Annotated in this window: 23 protein-coding genes; 14 read left to right on the top strand and 9 right to left on the bottom strand. The window is 59.8% G+C overall.

The window, feature by feature from the left end; genetic code table 11:
- Positions 1 to 21 precede the first annotated feature (21 nt).
- Positions 22 to 1,020, top strand: a complete 999-nt coding sequence (locus tag CK944_RS00115; RefSeq protein WP_103171005.1) for an acetamidase/formamidase family protein — start codon at positions 22 to 24, stop codon at positions 1,018 to 1,020.
- Positions 1,017 to 2,543, top strand: coding sequence for an amidase (locus tag CK944_RS00110; protein WP_103171004.1), 1,527 nt, complete (start codon positions 1,017 to 1,019; stop codon positions 2,541 to 2,543). Before CK944_RS00115 ends, CK944_RS00110 begins: the two co-directional genes overlap by 4 nt.
- Before the next feature lie 110 nt (positions 2,544 to 2,653).
- Here CK944_RS00110 and CK944_RS00105 read toward each other — a convergent pair whose 3' ends face one another.
- The 5 genes from CK944_RS00105 to CK944_RS00085 all read right to left on the bottom strand — a co-directional run bounded on the left by CK944_RS00105 (position 2,654) and on the right by CK944_RS00085 (position 6,701).
- Positions 2,654 to 3,871: an RtcB family protein gene (locus CK944_RS00105; RefSeq protein ID WP_103171003.1), complete on the bottom strand. Its 1,218-nt coding sequence runs from the start codon at positions 3,869 to 3,871 to the stop codon at positions 2,654 to 2,656.
- A gap of 169 nt (positions 3,872 to 4,040) precedes the next feature.
- The gene (locus tag CK944_RS00100) at positions 4,041 to 4,544 is read right to left on the bottom strand and encodes an SH3 domain-containing protein (RefSeq protein ID WP_103171002.1); all 504 of its coding nucleotides are present in this window, start codon (positions 4,542 to 4,544) and stop codon (positions 4,041 to 4,043) included.
- Between the two features lie 184 nt (positions 4,545 to 4,728).
- The gene (locus tag CK944_RS00095; RefSeq protein WP_103171001.1) at positions 4,729 to 6,018 is read right to left on the bottom strand and encodes a TRAP transporter large permease; all 1,290 of its coding nucleotides are present in this window, start codon (positions 6,016 to 6,018) and stop codon (positions 4,729 to 4,731) included.
- A complete protein-coding gene (locus tag CK944_RS00090) occupies positions 6,011 to 6,505 on the bottom strand; it encodes a TRAP transporter small permease (protein WP_103171000.1) in 495 nt (164 codons plus the stop codon). The genes CK944_RS00095 and CK944_RS00090 overlap by 8 nt, the downstream gene beginning before the upstream one ends.
- 4 nt (positions 6,506 to 6,509) lie before the next feature.
- Positions 6,510 to 6,701, bottom strand: a complete 192-nt coding sequence (locus tag CK944_RS00085) for a hypothetical protein (RefSeq protein ID WP_239985923.1) — start codon at positions 6,699 to 6,701, stop codon at positions 6,510 to 6,512.
- A gap of 836 nt (positions 6,702 to 7,537) precedes the next feature.
- On the opposite strand from CK944_RS00085, the gene CK944_RS00075 reads away from it, so the two are divergent.
- The 7 genes from CK944_RS00075 (at position 7,538) to CK944_RS00045 (ending at position 16,397) form a co-directional block, all read left to right on the top strand.
- Positions 7,538 to 8,428 (top strand): LysR family transcriptional regulator, encoded by an 891-nt coding sequence (locus tag CK944_RS00075; protein ID WP_158247928.1) that lies wholly within the window; start codon positions 7,538 to 7,540, stop codon positions 8,426 to 8,428.
- A gap of 114 nt (positions 8,429 to 8,542) precedes the next feature.
- On the top strand, positions 8,543 to 10,201 hold the full coding sequence (locus tag CK944_RS00070) for a hydantoinase B/oxoprolinase family protein (protein WP_256388055.1): 1,659 nt from the start codon (positions 8,543 to 8,545) through the stop codon (positions 10,199 to 10,201).
- 54 nt (positions 10,202 to 10,255) lie between these two features.
- Positions 10,256 to 12,370 (top strand): hydantoinase/oxoprolinase family protein, encoded by a 2,115-nt coding sequence (locus CK944_RS00065; protein WP_103170997.1) that lies wholly within the window; start codon positions 10,256 to 10,258, stop codon positions 12,368 to 12,370.
- A 25-nt stretch (positions 12,371 to 12,395) separates the two neighbouring features.
- Positions 12,396 to 13,436, top strand: coding sequence for a TRAP transporter substrate-binding protein (locus tag CK944_RS00060; protein ID WP_158247927.1), 1,041 nt, complete (start codon positions 12,396 to 12,398; stop codon positions 13,434 to 13,436).
- Positions 13,437 to 13,516: 80 nt separating this feature from the next.
- Positions 13,517 to 14,053, top strand: coding sequence for a TRAP transporter small permease subunit (locus tag CK944_RS00055; protein WP_158247926.1), 537 nt, complete (start codon positions 13,517 to 13,519; stop codon positions 14,051 to 14,053).
- Positions 14,053 to 15,336, top strand: coding sequence for a TRAP transporter large permease (locus CK944_RS00050; protein ID WP_103170994.1), 1,284 nt, complete (start codon positions 14,053 to 14,055; stop codon positions 15,334 to 15,336). Before CK944_RS00055 ends, CK944_RS00050 begins: the two co-directional genes overlap by 1 nt.
- 11 nt (positions 15,337 to 15,347) lie before the next feature.
- Complete coding sequence (locus CK944_RS00045; protein WP_205048986.1) at positions 15,348 to 16,397, top strand: ornithine cyclodeaminase; 1,050 nt, start codon at positions 15,348 to 15,350, stop codon at positions 16,395 to 16,397.
- 252 nt (positions 16,398 to 16,649) lie between these two features.
- Here the strand turns inward: CK944_RS00045 and CK944_RS00040 are convergent, their stop codons facing one another.
- Entirely contained in the window at positions 16,650 to 17,090 is a 441-nt protein-coding gene (locus CK944_RS00040) for a GNAT family N-acetyltransferase (RefSeq protein ID WP_103170992.1), read from the bottom strand.
- Between the two features lie 558 nt (positions 17,091 to 17,648).
- On the opposite strand from CK944_RS00040, the gene CK944_RS00035 reads away from it, so the two are divergent.
- Positions 17,649 to 18,314: a c-type cytochrome gene (locus tag CK944_RS00035; protein WP_239985922.1), complete on the top strand. Its 666-nt coding sequence runs from the start codon at positions 17,649 to 17,651 to the stop codon at positions 18,312 to 18,314.
- 801 nt (positions 18,315 to 19,115) lie between these two features.
- A complete protein-coding gene (rsgA, locus tag CK944_RS00030) occupies positions 19,116 to 20,054 on the top strand; it encodes a ribosome small subunit-dependent GTPase A (protein ID WP_103171283.1) in 939 nt (312 codons plus the stop codon).
- 122 nt (positions 20,055 to 20,176) lie between these two features.
- Here the strand turns inward: rsgA and CK944_RS00025 are convergent, their stop codons facing one another.
- Positions 20,177 to 20,641, bottom strand: coding sequence for a hypothetical protein (locus tag CK944_RS00025; protein WP_103170991.1), 465 nt, complete (start codon positions 20,639 to 20,641; stop codon positions 20,177 to 20,179).
- An 80-nt stretch (positions 20,642 to 20,721) separates the two neighbouring features.
- Positions 20,722 to 21,720, bottom strand: coding sequence for a Gfo/Idh/MocA family protein (locus CK944_RS00020; protein WP_146038577.1), 999 nt, complete (start codon positions 21,718 to 21,720; stop codon positions 20,722 to 20,724).
- A gap of 16 nt (positions 21,721 to 21,736) precedes the next feature.
- On the opposite strand from CK944_RS00020, the gene CK944_RS23095 reads away from it, so the two are divergent.
- On the top strand, positions 21,737 to 21,904 hold the full coding sequence (locus CK944_RS23095; protein WP_158247925.1) for a hypothetical protein: 168 nt from the start codon (positions 21,737 to 21,739) through the stop codon (positions 21,902 to 21,904).
- 624 nt (positions 21,905 to 22,528) lie between these two features.
- The gene (locus tag CK944_RS00015; RefSeq protein ID WP_205048984.1) at positions 22,529 to 23,578 is read left to right on the top strand and encodes a hypothetical protein; all 1,050 of its coding nucleotides are present in this window, start codon (positions 22,529 to 22,531) and stop codon (positions 23,576 to 23,578) included.
- A gap of 172 nt (positions 23,579 to 23,750) precedes the next feature.
- Here CK944_RS00015 and CK944_RS00010 read toward each other — a convergent pair whose 3' ends face one another.
- Positions 23,751 to 24,461, bottom strand: a complete 711-nt coding sequence (locus CK944_RS00010; RefSeq protein WP_103170989.1) for a haloacid dehalogenase type II — start codon at positions 24,459 to 24,461, stop codon at positions 23,751 to 23,753.
- Positions 24,462 to 24,873: 412 nt separating this feature from the next.
- Between CK944_RS00010 and CK944_RS00005 the strand changes: the two genes are divergently transcribed.
- On the top strand, positions 24,874 to 25,439 hold a 566-nt coding region (locus CK944_RS00005; RefSeq protein ID WP_103171282.1), incomplete at its 3' end, for an ImuA family protein.

Genomic DNA, 25,439 nt, shown 5'->3' with positions numbered 1-25,439 from the left:
CTATCCAAGAAAGGTATTCCCATGAGCTGGTTCGAAGACTCCATCATGGCCCGCAAGGGCGTCGCAAAGGGCGAAGTGCGGGCTGAAGCATCGCTGACCGAGGCGCAGCAGGGCAGCTATCACTACGTCTACAGCGCGGCCATCCCGCCGGTCCTGAAGATTGACCCTGGCACGGTCCTGACCTGCGAGACCCATGACGCCTTCGAGGGGGCGATCACCTCCGAATCCGACAAGCCTACTGAAAAGCTGAACTTCCCGTTCCTCAATCCGCAGAACGGACCAGTCTGGATCAACGGCGCGGAAAAGGGCGATACGATTGCTGTTCACATCGACAGCATCGTCCCACGTGGTCCCCAGCCACGCGGCACCACCGTCATCATGCCCGAATTCGGCGGCTTGGTGCCCACGGGGGACACCGCATTGCTGACGGCGCCCTTGCCCGAACGCGTGCGCAAGCTGCATGTCACCGCCGAGGAAGGCACTGTCTGGAACGATCGCATCACCCTGCCCTACGAGCCCTTCATCGGCACCATCGGGACCGCTCCGCAGATCGAGGCCATCTCCTCGCTAGTGCCCGATTATTATGGCGGCAACATGGACCTGCCGGACGTAGCGCCTGGCGCGGTCGTCTATCTGCCCGTCCAGACCGAGGGCGGGTTCCTGTTCCTGGGCGACTGCCATGCCGCCCAGGGCGACGGAGAGTTGTGCGGTGTCGCGATCGAACATCCGACCGTCACCACCGTCCGCGTCGATCTGATCAAGGGCTGGACCATCAAGACCCCGCGGCTCGAGAACGAGAAATTCTACATGACCATCGGTTCCTCGCGCCCGATGGAGGACGCCGCCCGCGGCGCTTATCGCGAGCTGATCCGCTGGATGGCCGCCGACTTCGGCTTTGACGAGATCGACGCCTACATGCTGCTGACGCAGTGCGGCCGGATCCGGCTGGGGAACATGGTGGATCCGAAATACACGGTCGGCGCCTCGGTCCTGAAATCCATCGTCGGGATCGCCCGATGAAGGACATGATTCCGGCCTTGGGCGAGTTGACGGTGGCCGGCATTCGCGCTGGCCTGGCCAGCGGTGCATTTACCGCCGAGGCGGTGACATCGGCTGCGATCGCCCAGATGCAGGCGACGAACGGCACCTATAACGCGGTGATCTTCGAAAACGACGCGGCGCTGGACACCGCCCGCGACATCGACCGCCGGATCGCCGCAGGCGAGAAGGTAGGAGCCTTGGCGGGTGTTCCCATCGTGGTCAAGGATCCCATGGACATGGTGGGCTTTCCATCGACCGCAGGCTGGCGGCTGCTTTATTCCGGTGCGGGCGGCGTCGATCTGATGCCCGAACGCGACAGTCCGGTGGTGGCCCGCATGCGTGCCGCCGATGCCGTCATCATCGGCAAGACCAATGTCCCGATCCTCAGTTGGACCGGAACCCATGCCAATGACAGTTGGGCGGGACCGACGATCAATCCCGCTGCACCCGACCGCGTGCCGGGGGGATCCAGCGCCGGCTCGGCTGCGGCGGTTGCCGCCCACATGGCGGTGATCGGGCTGGCCGAGGAAACGGGCGGATCCATCCAGAACCCCGCCTCGGCACAAGATCTGGTAGGCATCAAACCGACGATCGGGCTGGTGCCCAATGCAGGCGTGGTGCCCCTGTCAGCCAATCGCGACGTGGTGGGACCAGTCGCGCGCACGGTGACCGATGCCGCCGAATGCCTGACGGCGCTGGCCGGCTTCACCACCGAGGATCCGAAGACATTGGCCTCCGTCGGAAAGGTTCCAGCAGACGGCTATGCAGCACGGTTGTCAGCTGACGGGCTGCAAGGAAAGCGGCTGGGGCTTTATGGCCCGGGCTGGCGACCGGATCTTCTCTCGGACGAGGCCGCCCAGCTTTACGAGCGTGCAAAGCGCGAACTGGTGGCGGCGGGCGCGATCTTGATTGAGGATCCTTTTGCTGGAACGGATTTCGCCAGCCTGCGCCAGATCACACCGGGAACACCCTTCTTCGACGGTCGCGGCCTTGAGTCGCTGCCTTATGACATGACCTGCTACCTGCGTCGCCTTGGGCCCGACCCCGCGCTTAAATCCTGGAACGAGTTTGTCGCGGCCACGGCGTCCGAGAATGTCCTTGGGAAGGGCGCGATCCTTGGCTATCTGCAAGAACTTCCCGATTTCGCGCCATGTCTTGCCGATCCCGAAACGCCCCCTGCCCTGCCGGCCTTTACAGAACTGAAACGCCGGTACTTGGAGCTGCTGGATCTTGTTTTCGCAAAGCACAGCCTGGACAGCTTGGTTTATCCCCAGATGCTGAATGAGCTTCCCGAACTTCACTCGGGCCAAGCGCTTCGCGAAACCACCGTTGGCGAACTGAACATTGCCGGAATCCCAGGTGTCACTGTCCCTGCCGGTTATTACGCCTCCGGAGCGCCCTTCGGCCTGATCTTCCTTGGGCTGCAATGGTCAGAGGCAGAACTGCTGAACCAGGCTTATGCCTACGAACAGCATACGCGGCACCGCAAACCGGCTGTCTGATGCAGGAGGCGCCAGCAGAGCAAGCGAGATAGCCGGCCGTCGCTACCTTTATCGTGAATGGCGGGACTGTATCGCACCGTCGCAGCAGGCGATAAGCGAAGCCGCGTCGGTCAATCCTTATAGGGATCGAACTCGTCCCCTCCTGCCATGCAGACGATCAGCGGCCTGAGCATGTGGATGATTTTCACGGTGCTGCCATGGTGGGCAAGAACGTCCGAAAGCTTCTTGTAGACTTCGGGCGCCTCGTCAGCCCCGGCTCCACGCAGATGTGTTCCCGCTTGCGCGACCCTGAGCCGCACCGCGTCAAAGTCCACCGCGCCGCCCTCGGTGTACCACTGGGTGATCTTCTTCATCTTGCCGTTCGCCTGCTTCTGCTCGACAACGCGCTTGCGCCACTTGCCGGCGGCCTTGGTCCGCGACATGATCCGGCCCGCCCCGTGGATGGTCGAATAGAAGGCAGCCCGCGACAGATCGCTGTCCACCCCCTCGACGATGACCGAAACATCGCCCATCGAGGATCCGATGAAGCTGCGCTGACCGGGGAAGGCCGGCGTGGCACCCTTTCGAACGACCCAATAGCTCTCTCCGCCATGGGTTTCCTGCCATGCGAAGTTATGGTGGTTGTGAACCTCCTCGATGATCTTGCCGCCCAGGATGCCCACCACCGTCTCGCATACCCAGTCGCGACCGGCATAGGCATAGTCGCCGGCCAGCCGCATTGCCTTAATGTAGTCGCGCCCGTGGCGGCTGCCGACCTCAAGGGTGTTGGGTGTCTCATCCAGGATGTTCGGGTTGTCGCCGGCACGCTTCATGAAATGCGTGGCGATGGCATGGCCCAGCCCGCGAGAGCCGAAATGCGCGCCCACCCAGATGCGATCGGCCTCGTCGGCAAAGACATCGACATAATGGTTTCCGGAACCGATCGTCCCCAACTGGTCCAGTGCCTTTTTCTTCAGATCGGGATGGCTTTTCAGAAATCCAACCTCATCCCAGGCGGGATCGTCGAAAACACGGTGAACAACGGGCGTGGCATTCTTTCGTCCGATCCCGAAGGAAAGGCTTGCGAAGATCTCGTCGGCAAGCCTCGACAGCCGGCCTTCGATGTCCCCCAGATTGAGGTTTGTCAGGACAGCCTTATTCCCGCAGGCGATGTCGAAGCCCACGCCGGCGGGCGGAACCTTGTCCTTGTAGACGGCGACGCCGCCGACAGGCATGCCATAGCCCTTGTGATTATCAGCCATCAGCAACATGGCCTCTGCCTCCAGGGCGCAACGCTCTGCCTGCGCCAGGGTTGCTGCGTCCGCCTCACCGAAGACCGTGACCGTCATTGCCCACTTCTCCCGCGGCTGTCCTCCATCCTGCTGTTTCAGCGTTTCGGGGACGTGCTCAGTTCCAATGGCCGTCGAGCTCGCCGCCCTCTTGGCGCGTCACCGGCAGGATCGGAGCACCCGTATGCTGGCAACATGTCAGATCAGGCGCGGGCGCTGCTGACAGCCATCAGTCTCCCGTGTGGGCCAGCCCCGCCTGGAGCAGCCAGCCCTCCCATCCATCCACGCGGGCCTTCTGCCAACCCTCGACGATGTAGGGAAGCGGCCTGATCCCGCACTGTCTGGCCGGCAACTCGGTCACGATGCGCGAGCCGGAGGACGGCCAGGCGCGGAGGAACCGCAGTTCGCGCGACGCCGCAGCGGTGAAGCAGAACTCCACGTCAGGCAGCGCGGCGATATAGTGCCGGTGCACCCAACCCGAATGGTGTCCATCCTCGACCGGACACCATGATCCCTTGCAAGCGGCAGTCACCATGATCCCGCATGAACCATAGGCGAAACGCTCGCGAACCGCGGCTTCCGCCCTGGGCGCGGCCCGGAGGTTCAGCCGGTCATCAGCGCGGACGTTTACGACACAGTGCTCTGCGCCCTTTACGACCGGGTCCGCAGCCAACGGCGTGACGGCGCCAAGAAACACAGCAAGAATGACAAGCGGCAGCGCGGATCTGGGCAAGGGTGGCCTCGTGCAATAGGAGTTCGCGGTTGCAGGTCTGTTGAGTCAAGCGCCGACATAGTCAAGTGGCCCCCATGGGCAGGCGCAATCCGAAGCCTGCGGTAAAGCATCCTTGATCAGCCTGTTTCGCTGACACGCCCGCTGAAGATACTGCCCTGCAAAGTGATGCTCGAAGCGGGGATGGTCACCGGGCGAAACCGCTGATCGCGGGCAGCCAGGTCGACAGCGCGGGCACGAATGTCAGGATCAGCAGCGACGCGATTGCCGCAAGGAAGAAGGGCGGCAACTCGCGCACCAGCGCGGATGGCTTTTGCTTGGTGGCCGAGGCCACGACGAAGATAAGCCCCCCTACTGGCGGAGTCATGAGCCCGAACGTCAGATTGACAATGACAATGATGGCGAAGTGATCCGGCGCGATGCCAAGCCCGTGGGCGATTGGCGCCAAGATCGGAACCAGGATCATGACGCCGGGCAGCGGGTCCATGAACATGCCGAAGAACAGCAGCAGCAGGTTGACCATCAACAGGAAGGCGATGGGCGACAGATCCATCGCGATCACCGCATCGGCCATGGCCTGGGGCACACCCTCGATGATCAGCACCCAGGCGAAGGCGCGGGCCGCGGCCAGGATCATCAGCACCGCGACCGACATGATGGCGGACCGAAGGAAAGCGCCCCACAGATCGGCGAAAGTAAAGCCGCGATAGATGACGGCGCTGGCGATGATGGCATAGAAGACGGCCACCACCGATGCCTCGGTCGGCGTGAACAGGCCGCCCCGGATGCCGCCGACGATCAGGACGATCAGCAGCAGCGCAGGCAGGGCGGCAATGGTGTTGCGCAGCATCTGCGAGGCGGGTGGGCGCAGCTCTAGGCTGCGGTAATCCCGCTTGCGGCTGATCCACCAGTTCACTCCGGCGATGAGGGCCGAAATCAGCAATCCCGGCAGCAGGCCCGCCATGAACAGAGACCCGACCGAGACGTTGCGGTCCTGCAGGGCATAGATGATCATCGTGATCGACGGAGGAATGATCGGATCGACAACGGCAACCGAAATGGTCAGCGCCCCGGCATAGGCTTTCGAATAGCCGCTGCGCTCCATCATCCGGGCCATCATCGCCCCCGGTCCCGCTGCCGATGCCAAGGCCGAGCCCGAGATCCCCGCAAACAGGGTCCCTGTCAGCACATTGGCATAGCCCAGGCCGCCTCTCAGGTGCCCGACGAACTGCGAGGCGAAGCGCAGGAGCATGCGCGATATCGCGCCCGTGGACATGATTTCCGCGGCCAGGATGAAGAAGGGCACCGCCAACAGGGGAAAGCTGTCGAGGCCAGTGAACATCTCCTTGACAACGACGACCATCGGATAGCGCCCGTCGATGGCAACGGCCGCGAAGGTTGCCATGGCCAAGCTGAATGCGACGGGGACCCCCATGACCATCAGGATCAGGAAGGCGACGATCAGGATCTCAGCCAAGGGCGGTCTCTTCCGGGTGTTGCAGGCCAGCGCGCAGATAGCGTGGCGCGATCAGGACCAGGTGCACAATCATCAGCGCAAAGCCCACAGGCATTGCGGCATAGACCCACTTCATCGGGATACGCAGGGCGGCGGACCGCTGGACCGCCATCCGATTCATGTAGTCGATCCCGACCCAGACCATGAAAGCGAAGAAGCCCAGCAGCACCAGGAGGATCAGCGCCCGCAGAGCCCGCTGACCCGGACCGGGAAGGGCCTCCTGGGCATTGGTGATTGCGGCATGTGCCCCCTCGCGCAGGGCGAGGCCGCTGCCCAGGAAGGTCAGCCAGATCATCGAATAGCGCGCCACCTCGTCTGCCCAGGTCAACGAATTGCCCGTCAGATAGCGGCCCAGGACGTTCCAGCCCAGCATGACCGCCATCGCCATCAGCCCCATCACCAGGATGGTGCCGTTCAACGTGACGAAGGCATTCTCGAGGCGGCGCACGCGATCACTCGACCGCCTGGATGCGGTCCATCAGCTCCTTGCCGAACTGCGCCTCATAGTTCTTGTAAGGCTCGGCCAGCGCGTCGCGGAAGGCGGCTTTCTGCTCGGGCGACAGTTCGTTCACCGTCATGCCCGCTTCCTGCATCTGGGCAACACCGGATGCGTCCACCTCGTCCACATAGGCGCGCATGGCCACGACGGCATCATCCGCAGCCTTCTCGAACGCGGCCTTCTGATCATCATCCAGCCGGTTCCTAGTTCGACATGAGCATGCTCGGGCATCAAGCCCTGGATGTCCGCCAGCATGTCGGAGTAGAGAACTAGCTGCAGGACATGCTTGGGGTGCGGCCGCCGCTTGAGCTTTGTGTCCGCCACCTCGTAGCTGAAGGGCCCGAGTGCCGAGGGCCGTTCAACCCGAAGCAGGAAGTCCGACCAGCCGCCCCAGTTGCCTGACTGGAATGCTCCCTGAAACACGACCTCGGCGCCGTCGGCCAAAGCTTTGCGTGTTGCAGCGGCATCCTCAGTCAGGCTCCCCCGTGCAATCTCGACAACGTGTCGGCCCGACGCCTTCAGCCGTTCCAGATGCGCGGCCTCATGAGCGTCACCCTGCTTTTGCAGCAGCGCAGCGTCCTCGCTGTCAGCGCCTAGCTCCGGCCCTTTGCCTCGAAGGTGCATCAGATCCAGTGAGGTTGCATGGGGGCAGCCCATGAACCGCATCAGATCAGTTGCTGAAAGAAGGATGTTTCCGTCTACTTGCCGCATGCACCACCCAATCATCCGTGAGCGCAGCCCAAGGCGGAATTGACTCTTGGAAAAAAGTTTCGCCGGCAATCCATGTAGATGTCAACAATTGCCGACTAACGGCACCGGAGCTAATTCATCTATGGCGATCATGCCGCGCCTTGCTGGTCAGGTCGTTACCTGTATGTATTCCGCACGTAGGTTTCGCGCCCCCTATGGAACAGGCGAATGGTTCTGGCGTCACCAGTCTGCTGACTTGTCAGCATCCAGCCACCGCGCCTATCCATGCACATGGACATTCGTCAGCTTAGATACTTCGTTACTCTCGCCGAGACGCGACATTTTGGTCAGGCTGCTGGGCTTCTACATATCGCTCAGCCAGCATTGTCGCAGCAAATCAAGCAGCTTGAGGACGAGCTGCAGGTTGAGTTGCTGGATCGCTCAACAAGACCAGTTGGGCTAACGCCAGCAGGCATCGCGCTGCTTCGCGAAGGACGGGAAATCCTATCGAAGGTAGCACGCGCCGAAGCCTTGACTCGGCAGGAGAGTCGAAAGGACGGCGGCCGCCTCGTCATCGGCGTGACTGGAACTGCAGCACTCGAGTTTGCCGGGCCCGTACTCCGTGCCTTTGGCAAGCGCAGGCCAAACGTACAAATCTCTCTGCGGGAAATGTCCTCCCCGGACCAGCTCGCTGCGCTAGAACGTGGCGATATCCACATCGGCTTCGTCCGCCCGCCTGTCGAGGATGAGCGGATAAGCATTCGCCTGGTCCACACTGAACCCTTTTGCGTTGCCTTGCCAGCGGATCATCCGCAAGCACAGCGCGACAGCATTCGATTGGCCGAACTGAATGGGACCTCACTGGTTATTTTCGCACGAGATGAGGCACCAGGATTTCGAGACCTGATGCTGCATGTCTGCCGCTCGGCAGGCTACGTGCCGAAGACGATCCAGGATGCGCCGCAAATGACGACGATGCTTTGTCTCGTTGGCGGCGGATTTGGATGTGCTCTTGTCCCCGTATCGGCTCGTCACCTTGCTATCCCAGGTGTCGTCTATCGTCCGTTGCTTGATTACAGCCCGCTTGTCGAACTTTATGCCGCTTGGATGCCCGATAAACATGCACCTTTCATCAGCGAGCTCCTTGATGTTAGCGAAAAAGTTCAGATCAGCACGAGCTAACACACTGAAAACATAGCATCATAGGGAAATCTGTATAATAGAGTAGGTATCCCATATTTGATTTGGGCCATCCTTTCCTCGACCATTTCGGCAACGAGACGAAGGAGACGCCCTGTGTCAGCCCCTGCTTCCGCTGCCGGAAAGCCGCTAGTTGATCCCATTTCCTGTGCCGTCATCCAGCATCGTATGAGTTCGATGGTCGAGGAGATGGGAGAGGCGATGCTGCGCACCGCCTACAGCCAGATCCTGAATGCAAGTCGCGACTTCTCGATGGGCATCGTTGACCGGCAATGCCGTCTCATAAGTCAGGCCGATCATATCCCGATCCATGTCGGCGCACTTCCTTGGGCGGTCAAGGCTGTTGAGGATCGCTTCGGCGACGACATCCACCCCGGGGATGTCGTGATCCTGAATGATCCCTATGCGGGCGGTAGTCACCTGCCGGATGTAACGATTTTCGTCCCGGTTTTTGCCGGTGACGTGCGGCAGCTCTGGTCAGTGGTTCGGGCGCATATGGGTGATATCGGGGGCGCAACACATGGAGCCTACAACCCCCAAGCCCGCGAAATCTGGCAAGAAGGTCTACGCTTGCCGCCGATGAAGCTGGCTGATCGCGGCAAGACGCGCGACGACGTCATCGACATGATCCTAATGAATGTTCGTTTCCCACGGGAGTTTCGAGGCGATCTAGACGCGATGATTGGTGCCGCCCATCTCGGCCAGCGCAGTCTGGACAAGCTCATCGGTGAATTTGGCTCACCTACGGTCGCGGCAGCGATCGAGGAATTCTTGGATACAGCTGAAGCCAATACTCGCGCCATCGTGGGAAGCTGGCCAGATGGCGTGTATGAAGGCACCGCCTATCTTGACGACGATGGTCGTGACCGACAGGACGTGGCAATTCGTGCAAAGGTTACCGTGCAAGGGAGCGATCTTCAGATCGACCTGACTGGGTCCGACGCCCAGTCCGACAGCTTCGTCAATTCGCCTTTTGCCAACACACAGGCAGCAGTTGCGATGGCGCTAGCCTACCTGATCGATCCGGAAATTCCCAAAAATGATGGTGTCTTTCGAGTACTGGACGTCAAGCTAAAGCCCGGCACCATTGTCCACCCGCTCGAGGGGGCACCGGTTACGATGTCCACAACTCACCCTGCGAATGAGATCGTCGAGGCAATCACTCGTGCACTTGAGGCCGCATGCCCAGAGCGCTGCACGGGCGGGTGGTCAAGACGCTTCCGAATGTCGGTGACTGGAAAGAACCCGCGAAACGGTCGCACGTTTGTGTGGCATCTGTTCCACGCGCGGCCGGGAGGCGGTGCTTCGGTGGCCGGCGACGGCTGGTCCGGTGCAGGCGAGTGGCATTCGGTGGGCGGGATCAAATTCGGCTCAGTCGAAGTGACCGAGGCGCGCTTTCCGCTGTTCTTCGAAACCCATGAGTTCCGCCCAGGATCGGGAGGTGCGGGTAAATATCGTGGAGGCCTCGGCAGCGCGCTGGACCTGCGGGTCGAGGTTCCAGCCTATGCCCACACTGCAGGCGAAGGCATTCGTCATGGGGCGGCAGGTATTGCCGGTGGGCACGACGGCGCTCCGCACGACTATCGCATGGTAACCGAAGAGGGAGATATCCCGTTGCGGACCAAACAGTTCGGAATTGCCATTCCCGAAGGAACGCTGTTTCGCATCCGGTCAGGCGGCGGCGGTGGTTGGGGTGATCCGGACGAACGGGCGCCCGAAGCTCTAGCTCGCGACGAAAAGCTTGGACTGATCTAACACGCCGCATGGCGATCTCCACAGAAGAAGCCCTGCAAAAGGCGAAGCGAAATTATGACCCAAACCTACAGGATCGGCATCGATGTCGGCGGCACCTTCACGGACTTCGTGGCAATGGACACGGATGGAGTGACTACAATCTGCAAGTCCCAATCCACGCCTAGTGACCAGTCCGTCGGAGTCTTGACAGGTCTGCGGGATCTTGCCGGACGACTGGGATTGACACTAGCCGAGCTGCTGGCGCGGACTGACCGAATAGTTCACGGCACCACGGTCGCGACCAATGCCCTCCTAGAGCGCAAGGGCCGCAAGACTGGCCTCCTCACAACCGCTGGGCATCGCGATATCTTGGAAATGCGTGAGGGGCTGAAGCCTGATCGCTACAACCTGCGCATGGCGTCGCCCGAACCGCTGGTGCCGCGTGACCTCCGCCGTCCCGTGATCGAGCGCCTCGCCCAAGATGGAAGCGTGCTGACACCACTGGACGAGGACAACCTGCGCGCCGAATGCGCGTACTTGCGCGACCAAGGCGTCGAGGCCGTGGCGATCTGCTTTCTGCACGCCTACCGAAACTCCGAGCATGAACGCCGCGCCGCCGAAGTCGTGGCCGAGATGATCCCGCAAGCGTACATCTCCACCTCATCCGAAGTATTGCCTCAGATCAAAGAATACGAGCGGCTATCCACGACCGTCGTCAACGCCTATGTCGGCCCAATCGTGAAGCTTTACATGCAGCGCTTGACCGATCGGTTGTCGGCTGCGGGTTACAGTGGACCGATCTTCATCATCTTGTCCCACGGCGGCGTCACTATGGTGAAAGACGCGATTGCACTGGCAGCGGGTACGTGTCTCTCTGGCCCGGCCGGGGGAATTGCCGGTGCCCGCGCCTGCGCGAAGATGCTTGATGAACCGAACGTCATCACATTCGATATGGGTGGCACCTCGACCGAAGTTTCATTGATCACACAAGGCGAAGTAGCGCTGACATCGGAGCGCGGGTTGGCGGGCGAACGCATTGCACTTCGCAGCTTTGATATCCTGTCAATCGCCGCAGGCGGCGGATCTATTGCTCAGATGCGACCGGGTGGAGGGTTCTCTGTCGGCCCTGAGTCCGCGGGAGCCGAGCCTGGCCCAGCCTGCTTTGGCCGCGGCGGTCAAGCAGTCACCGTGACGGATAGCAATCTCGTTCTAGGCTATCTGGGTACCAATGCACTGTCAGGTGGATGCAGCACGTTGGATACGGTGGGGGCAGAGGGCGCGATGGATCGCCTTGCTGCTGCAATGGGGCTCGATCGCCTTGCAGCCGCAGCTGGGGTGCGCCGTCTGATCAACATCCGCATGGCCGACGGCATCCGTCTGATGACCCTGCGCCGCGGCGTTGATCCTCGCAATTTCACTCTGCTGAGCTTTGGGGGGGCGGCAGGCCTGCACGCGGTTGAGGTAGCGCGGGAGATCGATATTCCACGTGTTGTTGTTCCGACTGTCGCTTCCGTGCTGTGTGCTTGGGGGATGCTAGCCTCAGAACTGCGTTATGAGGTGACGCGCTCGCGCCCTGCAGACCGCAGCGGCATGACCGATCAGACAATTCGAAATGTTTATGCAGAGATCGAAGCGCAGGCGCGTGCGCAAATGCCATCCCTGAAGGGAATGGAGCTGCAGGTCGAACGTTCAGCCGAGATGCGCTATGGTGAGCAAATTTTTGAAATTGATGTGCCGCTTAGCGACATAGACTTCGACGCGCCCGGGCTGGTCGAGGCTATAACCGCACGCTTTCATGCTCGCCACGAAGAGCTATATACCTATGCCTCTCCAGGGCAGGAGGTGGACCTGGTCAACGCCCGCGTAGCAATCATTGGTGCAGTTGATCGCGGCGATGTCTCACATAGGCTCTCGCCAATGATGGGCAATCCCGTCCCAGCTGGGACACGGGATGTGCACCTTCCGACTGGGATTGAAGAGGTGCCGGTCTATGACATGGCCGGACTTGCGCCTGGACATAATATCGTTGGACCAGCCCTCGTTTCCTCCGAGACAACAACTATCTTGCTTGGCCGCGGCGATCGCGCCGGACTCACGCCATACGGCTGGTTGGACATCGCTGTTGCGCCTAAGGCGTCCAGTACTTTCAAGACAGTGACGACGGATCATCATCAACCGGCCGATGCGTAACAATGGCCACCAACAGGGACTGCTTATGATGACTAAGATCAAGAAAATCGCCCTTGCGGGGCTTATGGCTACTATTGGCACCGCTGCTTGTGCTGAGACGCAGCTTAATGTCGTCGCGCCTTGGTCAAACCTGAACGCCTATGGCAAAATCGAAGCTCCCTTCTGGACCGAGGAACTGCCTGCAAAGACAAACGGCGAATTGACCGCCAAGTTGTCGAACTACTCCGAGCTGGGGCTTGGCGGAGCTGAACTTCTGCGACTCGCCTCAATGGGCGTCTTCGATGTTGCCCATGTCGTGGTCGGCTATTCGGTTTCGGACGATCCGGTGATCGAGGGCATTGAGTTGGCAGGCGTCATCCAGGATCTCGACACTCTGCGCAAGGCCGTCGATGCCTATGAGCCGACGATGACAGAAGCGTTGGCAACCAAGCACAACCTCGTCTACCTGGGCATGTATCCTAACCCTGCTCAGGTCATGTATTGCTCCGAGCCTGTCAAAGGGATCGGCGATTTTGCCGGGAAGAAGATCCGCTTTTATGGCTCATCAATGAACGATTTCATTGAAGCGGCAGGCGGAACTGGCGTCAACGTACCCCTGGCGGAGGTGGTCCCGGCATTGCAGCGTGGGGTTGTCGATTGTGCTTTCACCGGTACGCTGACCGGTTACTCCTTCAAGTTTCCCGAAGTGACTAGCGATCTCTACGGATTGCGCCTTGGGTGGGGTTTGACTTTCATCGCGGCAAACAAGTCCGCGTTCGAGCGCTTGGGCGCCGAGGATCAGGAAGCATTGCGGGCCTCTGTTGAAGGGCTCGAAGACAAGCTGTGGGACTTGGTCGCAATCGATGATGCGGCGGGCATCGCCTGCAACACCGGTGATGGCGAATGCCCGTATGGAGAGCCTGCCAGCATGTCATATGTTCCCGTGTCGGAGGAAGACGACAGCCGCCGCCGTGCTTTGCTTGAGGAGAAGATCCTGAAGAACTGGTCGGCTCGTTGTGATGCAGACTGCGTGACGAACTGGAACCAAACCATCGGAGCCCTAACGGGGCTCACCGCGTCCAAATGATCGGCGCCGCTGATCACAGCCAGGGGCATGCGCCCCTGGTCACCCGCCTTGACGAAGCGCTTCGCTGGCTGTCCAGCTCCATGATACTGCTTGCAGGCTGGGGAACTTTGGCTATGGGGCTCCTGATCGCGGCAGACGTGTTATGGCGCGCGGCGACCGGGAACAACTTCGGCGGTGTGGATGAAATTGCCTGCTATTTATTTGCGATCGGCATCAGCTGGTCCCTGGCCGCAGCCTTTCACGCCCGCGCCCATATCCGCGTCGACATCCTCTATCGTGAACTGCCCTTCATCCCACGTATCGCGCTGGACATCCTGGCCACACTGTCATTGCTCATCGTCGCCGCCTTCCTGACCTATAGCAGCTGGCTCGTGCTTGAGACCTCATGGCTAAGGGGCGCCCGATCGGCCTCCTCCATGCAGATCCCGCTAGTCATCCCGCAAGGCTTGTGGCTGTTGGGCGTACTGGTGTTTGCAGCTTCGCTGATTAGCGCTCTTACACGGAGTGTTCTGGACATTGCTTCAGGACACGCTGTCGCAGTGGTCGCCCGCCATGGTGTTCCCACCCCGGACGAGGAAGCAGAGTACGCGGTCCTGCAGTCTCGGGGAGCAAGCTGATGTTCATACAATCATTCGCCATCCTTCTGGTTCTGGTGGCTCTGTCGCTGCCCATCGCTGCCGTTCTACTGATCGTAGGCCTTACGATGGGCTGGCTCCACTCGCCAATGCCCCTTTACGTGGCGGGATCAGAGATCTTTTGGAAGGTCGCCAACGAGTTCACGCTCACTACTATTCCTCTATTTGTCTTGCTGGGCGAGTTGCTGCTGCGGGCTGGCGTCGCTGAGCGGATGTATGCTGCGACAGCACTCTGGCTAAACCGTCTGCCTGGGGGGTTGCTGCACGCCAATATCGCAGCATCTACGCTGTTTTCCGCCACATCGGGCTCTTCAGTGGCGACAGCCGCGACGATCGGTACCGTAGCGCTGCCTGAGGTGGAGCGCCGGGGCTACAACGAGCGGCTCTTCCTGGGATCGCTGGCTGCCGGCGGCACGCTAGGCATCCTCATTCCGCCTTCGATCCATCTCATCCTCTATGGAATGATGACTCAGAGCTCCATCCCGCAGCTCTATTCGGCCGCGATGTTGCCGGGCCTCCTTCTGGCGCTAATCTTCAGCGGAATTGTGGCGTTGATCTGCATCTTGCGTCCTGAGATGGGTGGGCAGCGCATCGAGGCAACCTGGAAGCAGCGCTTCGAAAGCCTGCCGTCGATCCTGCCGGTCGTTGGGCTGTTCATCGTCGTCGTCGGTTCGATCTATGCCGGTATCGCTACTCCGACCGAAGCTGCCGCGCTAGGCCTGCTCTTTGCGCTGGTACTTGCCGCGTTTTACGGCCGTCTTTCTGTTCGAATGCTGAACGAGGCATTCGTGGCCACCATGCGTACGACTGCAATGATCATGTTGATCGTGATGGTTTCCTATTTCCTGAACTTTATCTTGTCCTTTCTCGGCATTCCTCAGGCACTGACTCGTTTTGTGTCGGAGCTCGGACTTTCGCCGACCGGCACTATCGTCTTAATCGTGGTCTTCTTTGTCGCATTGGGCTGCTTTCTCGAAAGCCTCTCTATGCTTGTCACCATGACCCCCCTGGTAGCGCCGATCGTGATCGGGATGGGATTCGATCCGATCTGGTTCGGCGTTCTGCTAACCATCCTCCTGGAGGTGGCGCTGATAACCCCGCCCGTGGGCATCAACCTTTATGTCGTCCAAGCCATACGCAAGCGGGGCGGGATGGGCGATGTCATCGTCGGGTCCCTGCCCTTTGTCGTAGCCATGTTCGTTCTGATAGGTCTGCTGATCGCATTCCCGCAGATCGCGCTCTGGCTTCCTTCTCTTTCTGGATAGCGAGTAATATCATGACCCTCATGCCCTCGAGCAAGGCGCTGATCCCGTTCGTATCTGTAGCAAACATGATGCGGCTGATTCATGAGATTGGGATCGAGGAGTGCCTTGTACAGCTTACCGAAGCAGTGGAGGCAGACTTTCGTCGCTGGCCTGAGTTTGACAAGACCCCTCGGGTTGCCTCTCATTCGCGCAATGGCGTGATTGAGCTGATGCCGACGTCCGATGGCGTTCAGTACGCCTTCAAGTATGTGAATGGCCACCCAATCAACACTCAGGCGGGACTTCAGACTGTTTCCGCCTTTGGCCTCTTGTCTGATGTAGCCACTGGCTACCCGCTGCTACTCTCTGAAATGACACTCCTTACGGCTTTGCGTACTGCTGCGACTTCGGCAGTGGCCACGCGGGCTTTAATGCCACATGGCGCCCGGACACATGCAATGATCGGCAACGGTGCCCAGTCGGAATTCCAGGCGCTGGCGCAAAACGCGGTCAATCACCTAAACATTGTGCGGCTTTACGACATCGATGCCGGAGCAATAGAGCGTTGCGCACGCAACCTGCGCGCGGCCGGGCTTGAGGTCGTCGAATGCGCCAGTGCTCAAGATGCTGTCCTTGGCGCCGACGTAATCACTACCTGCACTGCAGATAAGCAATACGCCACGATCTTGACTGACAACATGGTTGGTGCAGGCGTGCATGTGAATGCCATCGGTGGCGACTGCCCCGGCAAGACGGAGCTGCATCGCGACATCCTGATGCGATCGGACATCTTCGTAGAGTATCCCGAACAAACTCGCATCGAGGGCGAGATCCAGCAGCTCGACGCCGATCATCCTGTTATTGAGCTTTGGCAGGTTCTTCGTGGCGAGGTAGGGGGTCGTCGTGATGAGCGCCAGATAACGCTCTTCGACGGCGTCGGCTTTGCGACCGAGGACTTTTCGGCTCTGCGTTGGCTGCACGGCGCAATTCAAGATCATGATTGTTATGAGATGCTGGATATCATCGCAGATCCAGACGAACCCCGGGATCTCTACGGAATGCTGATGCGCGCTGGGGTATAGAGCAAAAAATATAAGCTGCAACCCTCTTAAAGCCGGCTTCTTTGTAGCAGTTAGCCAGCCGGCTCCGCCGCTACAGATGCGTCGGCGCCAATGCTCAGGTTTTTTCTTATAAGCTTCTGCTGGTCACAAATGTCGTTCTTTTACAAACATCGTAACCGACAAGATATTGAAACAAAACTTGATCTTGGCTGCAGCCGTACCGCCCTTCATAGGGAGCGACACAGTCTGGCTGCGGAAGTATGTAGCGAGCCCTCAGCGCTGATACTTGATAAACGGGGTCACTTTGGCGACACGATCATAAAGCAGACGTGCTGTCGAATTTGAATCCTGCGTCAGCCAATAAACTGAAGGTGCTCCAAGTACATCAGCTGCAGCATAGACCGCTTCGATAAGCGCGCGACCGGCACCAACACCGCGAGCTTCGGGCGCGACATATAGGTCCTGCAGGTAACATACATCTTCGACCCGCCAGTTATGCGGGTGAACAATTACATGAACGAGGCCAATGGCTCGGCCGCCACCCTCTGCAATTAAGCCAAATTGGGCTGGCCTTGAGGCGTCAACCAATCGGGAGAAAGTTGTTGCATAGACCGTTTCTGATACTGATGAGCCATAGAATTCGAGGTAACCGCTCCATAATTCCCTCCATGCAGTTTCATCGGCTGCACACAAAGGACGAACATTGACTTTCATAGGGTTATTCTCCCCTGACAATTTTTGGGTCAATGCCGCTTGTATCCCAGGCTACGCAGCCACTGACAACGCATAATGCTCCAGACGGCAGACACCTCTACTCAACAACGCATGATCCCGCAGACACCATCGTTCAGTTGTAGAAGGCCTTGCTCCGGGAAGGGCAGTTTCATAACAAACGTCCCGCCCATAAGCTAAACTGAAGCTGCCATGAACGGCAAGTCTTGCAGCTACTCCTCCGATGACGCCCGTTGCGAAGTTCAGTTTGCTGTCCTTACAAAGACAGGATCATCGACTCGGAAGACTGGACACCAGAAGCCTGATAAAATGCTGCAGCCGGCATATGTTTCACTGGCTGTGGAGGGTTAGAACGTGTTCAGAGTGCTCCTGCTCGGCGGAGTGGTTATAGTCCCCGCCTTCTGCCCAAATATCGTCGTCGCCGCCCCGTCAGTGGAGCGTGGCGAGTATCTCGTCGAAGGTCCTGCAGGGTGCGGAAACTGCCATACGCCGCTTGGTCCCGAAGGGCCTGACCTATCCAAGGACCTTGGCGGACGTTTGGTGGATGATAACCCCGCCTTCACCGCCTATGCCCCGAATATCACCCCAGGCTCTCGGGTGGTGCGCTGGACGGACGAGGAGCTTGTCCGGGCACTCCGTGAGGGGCTTCGGCCCGACGGAACGTTGATCGGGCCGCCGATGCCGTTTGCACTCTATCGCGGTCTGTCCGACGATGACGTGCAATCGATCGTGGCCTATCTCAGGTCCGTCCCGGCTGTCGACGGCCAGCAACCCGAGAGCGTTTACAACATCCCTCTTCCGCATGCCTATGGAACCCCGGTGGAAAGCGTCGCCCACCCTGAGGCGGGCGTGACGCTGGAGTATGGCTCCTATCTCGCAGGTCCGGTTGCCCATTGCATGGAGTGCCACACACCGCATGGGCCACAAGGGCCGATCCTGGATACCCACGCGGGCGCTGGCGGCTTCGAATTCCGCGGGCCTTGGGGCGTCTCGGTCGCACCCAACCTAACGCCTCATCCAGAAGACGGCATTGCGAGATATAGCGACGAGGAACTGAAGGCGATGATCACGCAAGGCGTTCATCCAGACGGAAAACAGATGATGCCCCCGATGCCCTATGCTTACCTGGCCAAGATGACGCCTGAGGATCTTGATGCCATTATCCTCTACTTGCGAAGCTTGAAACCGTTACCACTGCACGAATAAATGCATCCAGGCACTCGCTTTGGGCCTTTAGGCGCCGTTTGCTATGCGTGGGCATTGTCGCGCAAAGCCGCCAGTTTCAGATTGATTTCTGGGTTTGCACCCAGGTGCGAGGGTTCGCATCTGCTTGGATGGGTTACGGAAACAAGGAGGCGGCGATCTGCGCCGACGTTCAAAACGCTGCGAAGGCCACAACTAAGGAAGCAGTCCATTCCCTTACCAGCGACGGCCTGGAATCCAGTCGGTTGGCAATACAGGGAAAGCAATGCCGTTGAAGATTGAAATCCCCGCACCAATCAGAAGCTGACCGGCAGCGCCACCCAACCATTAACCCGTAGAAGCATGAACGGAAACGGCGTCACGAGGAGCTCAAGGACACTGCGGTGTGTGGAAGGCTCGCGATACCTCGCCAGGATCCGGACCCAGTCCTTGGCCGAGCGCATCGGCGCTGGCATGGTCGAAAGAGCTCATCAACATCGCCTTCGAGCTTGAGCCACGTCTGCCCATCGGCCAAAATGACGTTATCTTATGCTCCACCCAAGACAGGCTTGTCGGCCGAACATGGCATAGAAGACGGCAACGTGATCCTCAGTCTGGCCAACGCCCGCGCGAGCCGACTGACCAGCATATGCAAGGAATAACAGCGCTGCCCTATCAACGTTAGCCTGGCATAAGTCAGAGGCAAAGTTCAGGGAAACCGCTGTGACACATTCATCAGATCAAGCCCCGCGATCCTTGGCCTCTCTCGGCTGGACAGCTTTTTTCGAGGACCAGCTGGCTCCGATCGAAACAGAGCTCGCAAGGATGCGCATCGCGACCGTTCACCGGGGCCGGCTGACGGCCGAGTCATGGTCGGGTCCGGTAAGGCTCACGCTTCCCGCCCATACAAACACAGCAGATCATGCGGTCGGAGACTGGGTTCTGGTGGAGCCGGAAAGCTATTTGCTGATCCGCCGGCTGGAGCGCAAGACGCTGTTGCAGCGTCGCACGGAAGGGAGCCAAAACCCGCAGCTAATTGCGGCAAACGTCGATACGCTCTTCATTGTGACCTCCTGCAATGACGATCTCAACGTGGCGCGGCTAGAGCGCTATCTGGCGCTTGCAAATGAAGCCGGAACAACTCCCGTGATCGTTTTGACAAAGGCTGATCAGGTAACGGAAGTCGGACCCTTTCGGGAGCAGGCCGAATGTCTGCAGCGGGGGCTTGAGGTAGTGACGCTCAACGCCAAGTCGCCGGATGCGGCGCGAACACTTGCCCCCTGGTGTGGCGCGGGTCAGACAATCGCCCTGGTCGGCTCCTCGGGGGTCGGCAAGTCTTCGCTGCTGAACACGCTCTCAGCCAAGTCAGCGGAAGAAGAACAACTGACGGGCAGCATCCGCGAGGCAGACAGCAAAGGTCGCCACACGACCACGTCGCGTTCGCTTCACGCCATCGCCGGGGGTGGGTGGGCGATCGACACACCGGGGATCCGAACGCTTCATATGAGCGACATCTATGCAGGGCTGGACTTGTTGTTTGCCGAGATCGCCGAACTTGCTCCCCTTTGCCGCTTTGGAAACTGCACCCACTCTCATGAACCGGGATGCGCCGTTCAGACAGCAGTAACCTCGGGAACACTTGATACCTTGCGGGTGGAACGCTGGCGCAAACTCCTGGACGAGAACCGGAGCAACACACCAATCCAGTCCGGGCCACGCGGGAACAAGGTCACCAAGGCGCCCAAGAGGCCGCGCGGAAGGTAATGTCAAACGAAGATCAGCCCAGGATGTCCTTCCGCCTTCGCCTGTTCCTGCGCTCCAGCATCATTGAAGCAATCATTGCTGTAGGCCCGCGGACTGATGGGTGAAATGGTCTGCTTAAAATGCTAGTCCTTGATCGCAAAGCCTGCCGGGACACGGCGGCCCATGTCCGCAGGTAAGCCGGCATCCTGCATCAGTTCCTGCGCCATGGAGTCCGCATAGCGTCCTGCGTCCATCAGATGCTGCCAGATGTCCCGGACCGCAGGCGCCACGCGGGTCTCGGTCACGGCACGGGCCGTGTGAAGCCAGACGGAAAGGCCGTCACTGCTGTCATACTCTCGCTTCTTGCGCAGCGCGGCAACTCTCGTCTGGGCAGCCGCGGCAAACCGGGAGACAGCGTCAGCCTTCCAGTGGGACAATTCGTAAAGGTCCTTACCCTCCGCCAGATAGGAGGCGGCCCAAAACCGCGCCGCGGCGGCGTAGCTCTCGACATGATGCGGTTTTGCCGCGGCCAGTTTCTCTGCAAGAGCCTGCGCCTCATCGACAAGGGCTGCCGTCGCTTTTTCTTGTTTCCAGGTGTTGAACGTCATGGTCCTTTTCCAGGCTATTTGGGTAAAGTGCAGGTCAGTCTACAAGAAAACATTCTCCAGGATTTCGCCACGCACGCTGTTCAGTGGCCATGGTCCTCCGTCATTGCATCTATCAGCTCCCTGGTCCTGAGCAGATCAGACAGATCGACCTCCAATGCAGTCTTGCCCTCGAGAGCATCCAGAAACGCCGACATCAATTCGCGGTGGCTGGCATGGTCGAATGCCATTGGATCAGCCGCGCTGCCACTGGCTCCTTCGCCACCCAGAGTCTCGACCTGGCCGTAATGATGGAAAACCTGCGCCTGCAGCCCTTTGAGGCGGATGGTCATGCGCTCGAAGATCAATGTCATTGTCTCGGGCATGCCCGGAAAGCAGGCCGTCGTGGCCATAATGGTGCCGGGGGCCGCATCCGGCCCAAACGTCGCCAAGGCGCAGACCATGTCTTCGGACTCCATCCGGTGAAGGGGACTTGTCCCGGCATGTGCCGCGCTGATCCGGGCGCCACCGCACAAGGCACGCAGGACGTCGAGCGTATGGATGGCCTGCGTCAGCATCACGCCCCCACCGTCGCGAGCATATGTCCCGCGACCTGGCTCATCGTAATAGGACTGGGGGCGCCACCATGGGATCAGACAGTGAACGCCGCAAAGCTTGCCGGGCGCGCTGGACGAGATGATCTTTGCCACAGCACGGACGGAAGAACGGAACCGATGCTGCAGAACGGGTGTCACCAGGAGGCCCAATGCCTTTGCCCGATCGGCGAGGAACCGGGTGTCGTCTATTACCAGCCCTGCGGGCTTTTCGATCAGAAGGTGCTTGCCTGCCGCCAAGATGCGACTGCCCAGATCGCGGTGGCTGGCGGGCGGGGTCAGCAGGATCACCGCATCGACAGCGGGATCACCCAGAACAGCATCCAGATCGTCGGTCGCAGCGATGCCGTAACTTGCTTCGAATGCGGCTCGTCGCGCGGAACTGCGCGACACGGCATAGGCAAGCCGTACCCGACCCTTCAGGTCTGCAAGGCCGGCCATATGTGGCGCGAGAGCCATTCCCAGGCCTAAAATGGCAATTGTCTTCACGGTACTCTCCGAAGGAATGACCAAGCTCGTTCAGCACACCCTATGCCCTTTTAATGGCGCCGGTGACAAACGAAGCCTGCCCAACCTGGAGCAGGCAACCACTGAACTGAAGCGAAACCGCAGCGAACCGCAGGATTGTCACGGCAAGCTGCATGTTGTTGTCCCTCGTGTGCAGCCCCAATAGCCATTCATGTCTCCTCTACCAAAGTGGTTTTTGGGTCCTTCCGGAGCATCTTCCCATGCGGTGGGCGTTGTCGCCCGCATTTTCTAGCTGCCCGACGAAAAATGGGGTTCGCACCCTAGGTTCGCAGGTTCGCATCAGCCATGGTGCGAAGGGAAGTATAGGAAGGTTCCGGGGCAGGTCAGCACCGTAAGCGCAGCGCTCGCGTTCCGAATGGCAGGGCCGGCCGCTCGGTGCCGACCGCCTGAAACCCCGTCTCTCAGTAAACTGCGAATAGCTACGACATGGTATTCTTTGCCATGACATCACCTGGCTCGGATAAAGATAGCGCTCCGCAGCCGACGAAGAGGCCGGACGTTGGCATGCCCGATGAGCCGGCAGCCATATGGAAAACTTAACCTCCGCGAACCGACCGCCTGAAAACCCGTCGGGCGGTCACGCCTACCGCAGCGTGATTTTTCGCGCTACTTCTCCAACTCCGGCGTTCCTTCTGCCGGTGTATCCGACGGCGTTTAAGTCAGTTGGCTCAGTTTCTGCTATTGGTCCCGCCCTTGCAAGTATCGAGCCCAATTATGCCACTAGATCGCGCTGGTTCGATGGTCGAGACTTGCCGCGAGGGAGAACATCATGCAGTTCCAGCGCACCATTGGGATCGACTACTCTGGAGCGGAGACAGCGGACTCCAGTCTCAAGGGCCTTCGTGTCTACCAAACCGAAGCTGGCGGTTCTGCGGTAGAAATCGGTCCTCCGCCAGGACCAAAGCGCTACTGGATGCGTCGCGGCCTCGCCGAATGGCTGATCGAGCGCCTCGCGGAACCCATCCCCACGATCGTCGGCATCGACCACGCCTTCTCCTTTCCCGAGGCCTACTTTGAAGAACACGCCCTACCCCGCGACTGGGATGTCTTCCTCGACGACTTCCATCATCACTGGCCGACGGATGGGCCCAGCCTCTACGTCGATTTTTTGAGGCATCAAGCGGACGCGGCAGCGGCGCTGGCCGCCCGCCGCACGGGTCAGAGGCACTGGCGCCGCAAGGTAGAGGAGCTGGCCCGAGCAAAGTCGGTCTTTCATTTCGACGTTACAGGCCAGGTTGCCAAGTCGACCCATGCTGGTCTGCCCTTCTTGCGCCACATTCGACGTGCGCTGCCGAACCTGCACGTTTGGCCCTTTGACGGGTGGGAGATACTCCAGAACAGTTCCGCGCTGGTCGAGGTCTATCCCCGACTGTACAGCACCGCATATGCCACAGAGGACCGGACAGCAGACCAGCACGACGCGTTTGCGACCGCATCCTGGCTGCGCGATGCAGATGCAGACGGGCGGTTGGCTGAGGCTTTGGCACCGAGGCTAAATGAGGCCAATACCCGCCTTGCCCGGCACGAGGGCTGGATCCTTGGCGTGGTGTTAGACCAACCGCCTAACTCGAGATCGGCTGGCAAAGTGGCTGGCCCACCTCGCTCTCGCTCAGGCAAAGGAACCACGACACCCGGCTATCGCAATCCTAATGGCCAGATGGTGATTGGCCCAACAGGACGCGCTGGGACGGATCACAATCAGCAGGTCTATCAGCTCTGCTGCGGGCAATGCGGTCTGAACTACGGAGCGAATGGTTCGGATATCCACACACGCAGGTGTCCGGCTTGCGGCGGCGGCAGGCCTGGCCTGGTAATTTGACGAAGCAGCCCTAAGCCGACCGTCGGGACGGTAACGTGCTGCACTACAGGATCCCCAAATCGGCCATTCATGTTCGCCTCAGAAGCGCAGGGTAGAAAAGCAGGCGCTGGCAGCGATGCGGACAAAGCAGACGCATGCTAAGTCGACTTCTTTCCTAAGCGTCAGAGAGAGATCACGAACAGGCTTCGATTTTTTTTGCGAGATCAGGTAAGTCAGCCGCTACAAAATCCCAGTCCCCATCTGCGACGAGATCAGTTCTTTGCCCTGGTCCATACTCAGTTGCTCTGGGAAAGAACGCGGTGCGAAGGCCGGCCTGACGTGCAGCTGCTAGATCACCGTTGTGTGCCGCTACCATCACAACACGCTCTGGGGGCAAGGCAAAAGCCTTGGCGGCGGCGAGGTATACAGATGAGCTAGGTTTATAATCCTTCGCCAGTTCTGCACCGCCGATTGCATCCCAACGAAAATCCGCATAGCGGGCCAGCCGAACTGACATCGCGATTGAAGCATTTGAGCAAGGTGCAAGAAAACCGAACGACCGAAGACGCGCCATCCCCACGTGAACATCCGGCCATGGCGGCAAACGCTCCCATGCCGAATTTAGATCTTCGCGCGCATGGTGATCAAAATCATCGCCGACGCCGAACGCTCGGAGTGTTTCATCAAGATTTTCACGATGAAGTATTTCAAGGCGAACATAGCCGCGATTACCTGAGCGGATCTTGTCCATCGCTGGGTCATATAAAGCCCGCCAGTGATCAGCGAAGGCTAGGGGATCAATACTGAGGCTACGCACTTCGAAGGCACTTTGGAGCTGGGTGGCTACGCCAGTGCGCCAGTCAACAAGCGTCCCAAAGACATCAAATATGAAAGCTTGTTTCATTCTGCGGCCACCCTTCCGAAGGCTTCCACAGTACAAACTCAGGCAAGGTCCGCAACGGGCTCTTTTTGCAGTGGGACACCATCCATGGCGTTATAGCTGAAGACCCTTCTGAATGGCTTTTTTTTTGCAACATGTTCCCCGCCTGACCTCGCACCACCCTCAGACAGCTTTCCGCCCAGGGCGTGTTTTGCAGCTTTTCAGCCACGCCGTCGTAAGGAGGTTAAGGGGCGATCGGGACCTACCGCTGACATTACATTGGTCTTTGCTCCTACTTCAGCTGTGTACGAGAGAGGACCACGAAGATATCCCCAGATCATTCCGCAGCATCGTGTTGACACCGTCGGCTCTTCAGGAACAAAACAGGAACAATATCTGTTCGTCTGCAATCGCTTCTCTGGAGCCACCCGTCCTCATGCCTGCCCGACCCTTCAACCCTGCCCTTGCTGCGCTGCGCGAGCAGATTGCAGCCATGGAGGGCGAGGGTGGACCGTCACGCGGCATGCTGCCCTTTGGCGTGCCCGAGCTGGATCGCCGGCTACCCGGGGGCGGGTTGGCGCTCGGCTGCCTCCACGAGGTGGCAGGCGGCGGCAATGGCGCAGTGGATGGCGCCGCCGCATCCTGCTTTGCAGCCGGGATTGCCGCGCGGCTTCCCGGACAGGTCCTCTGGTGCGTGACGCAGGCCGATCTCTTCGCCCCCGGTCTCGAACAGGCGGGCCTTGGTCCGGATCGGGTGATCTATGTCGAGGCCGGCGATGATGTCTCGGTGCTGGCGTGCATGGAGGAAGGCCTGCGCCATGGCGGTCTTGGCGCGGTCGTGGCGGATGTTGCCCGGCTGTCGATGACGGCCTCGCGCCGGCTGCATCTCGCGGCCAAGGGATCGGGCACCACCGGCATTGCGCTGCGCCGCTGGCGACGTCAGCAGGAGGCTTACGACTTCGGCCAACCCACCGCGGCCATGACCCGCTGGCGCATCTCGGT

Source organism: Paracoccus sp. SY (genome assembly GCF_002901215.1).
Taxonomy (GTDB): Bacteria; Pseudomonadota; Alphaproteobacteria; order Rhodobacterales; family Rhodobacteraceae; genus Paracoccus; species Paracoccus acridae.
The sequence above is the reverse complement of the archived record's forward strand: the minus strand, read 5'-3'. Positions and strand labels throughout refer to the sequence as shown.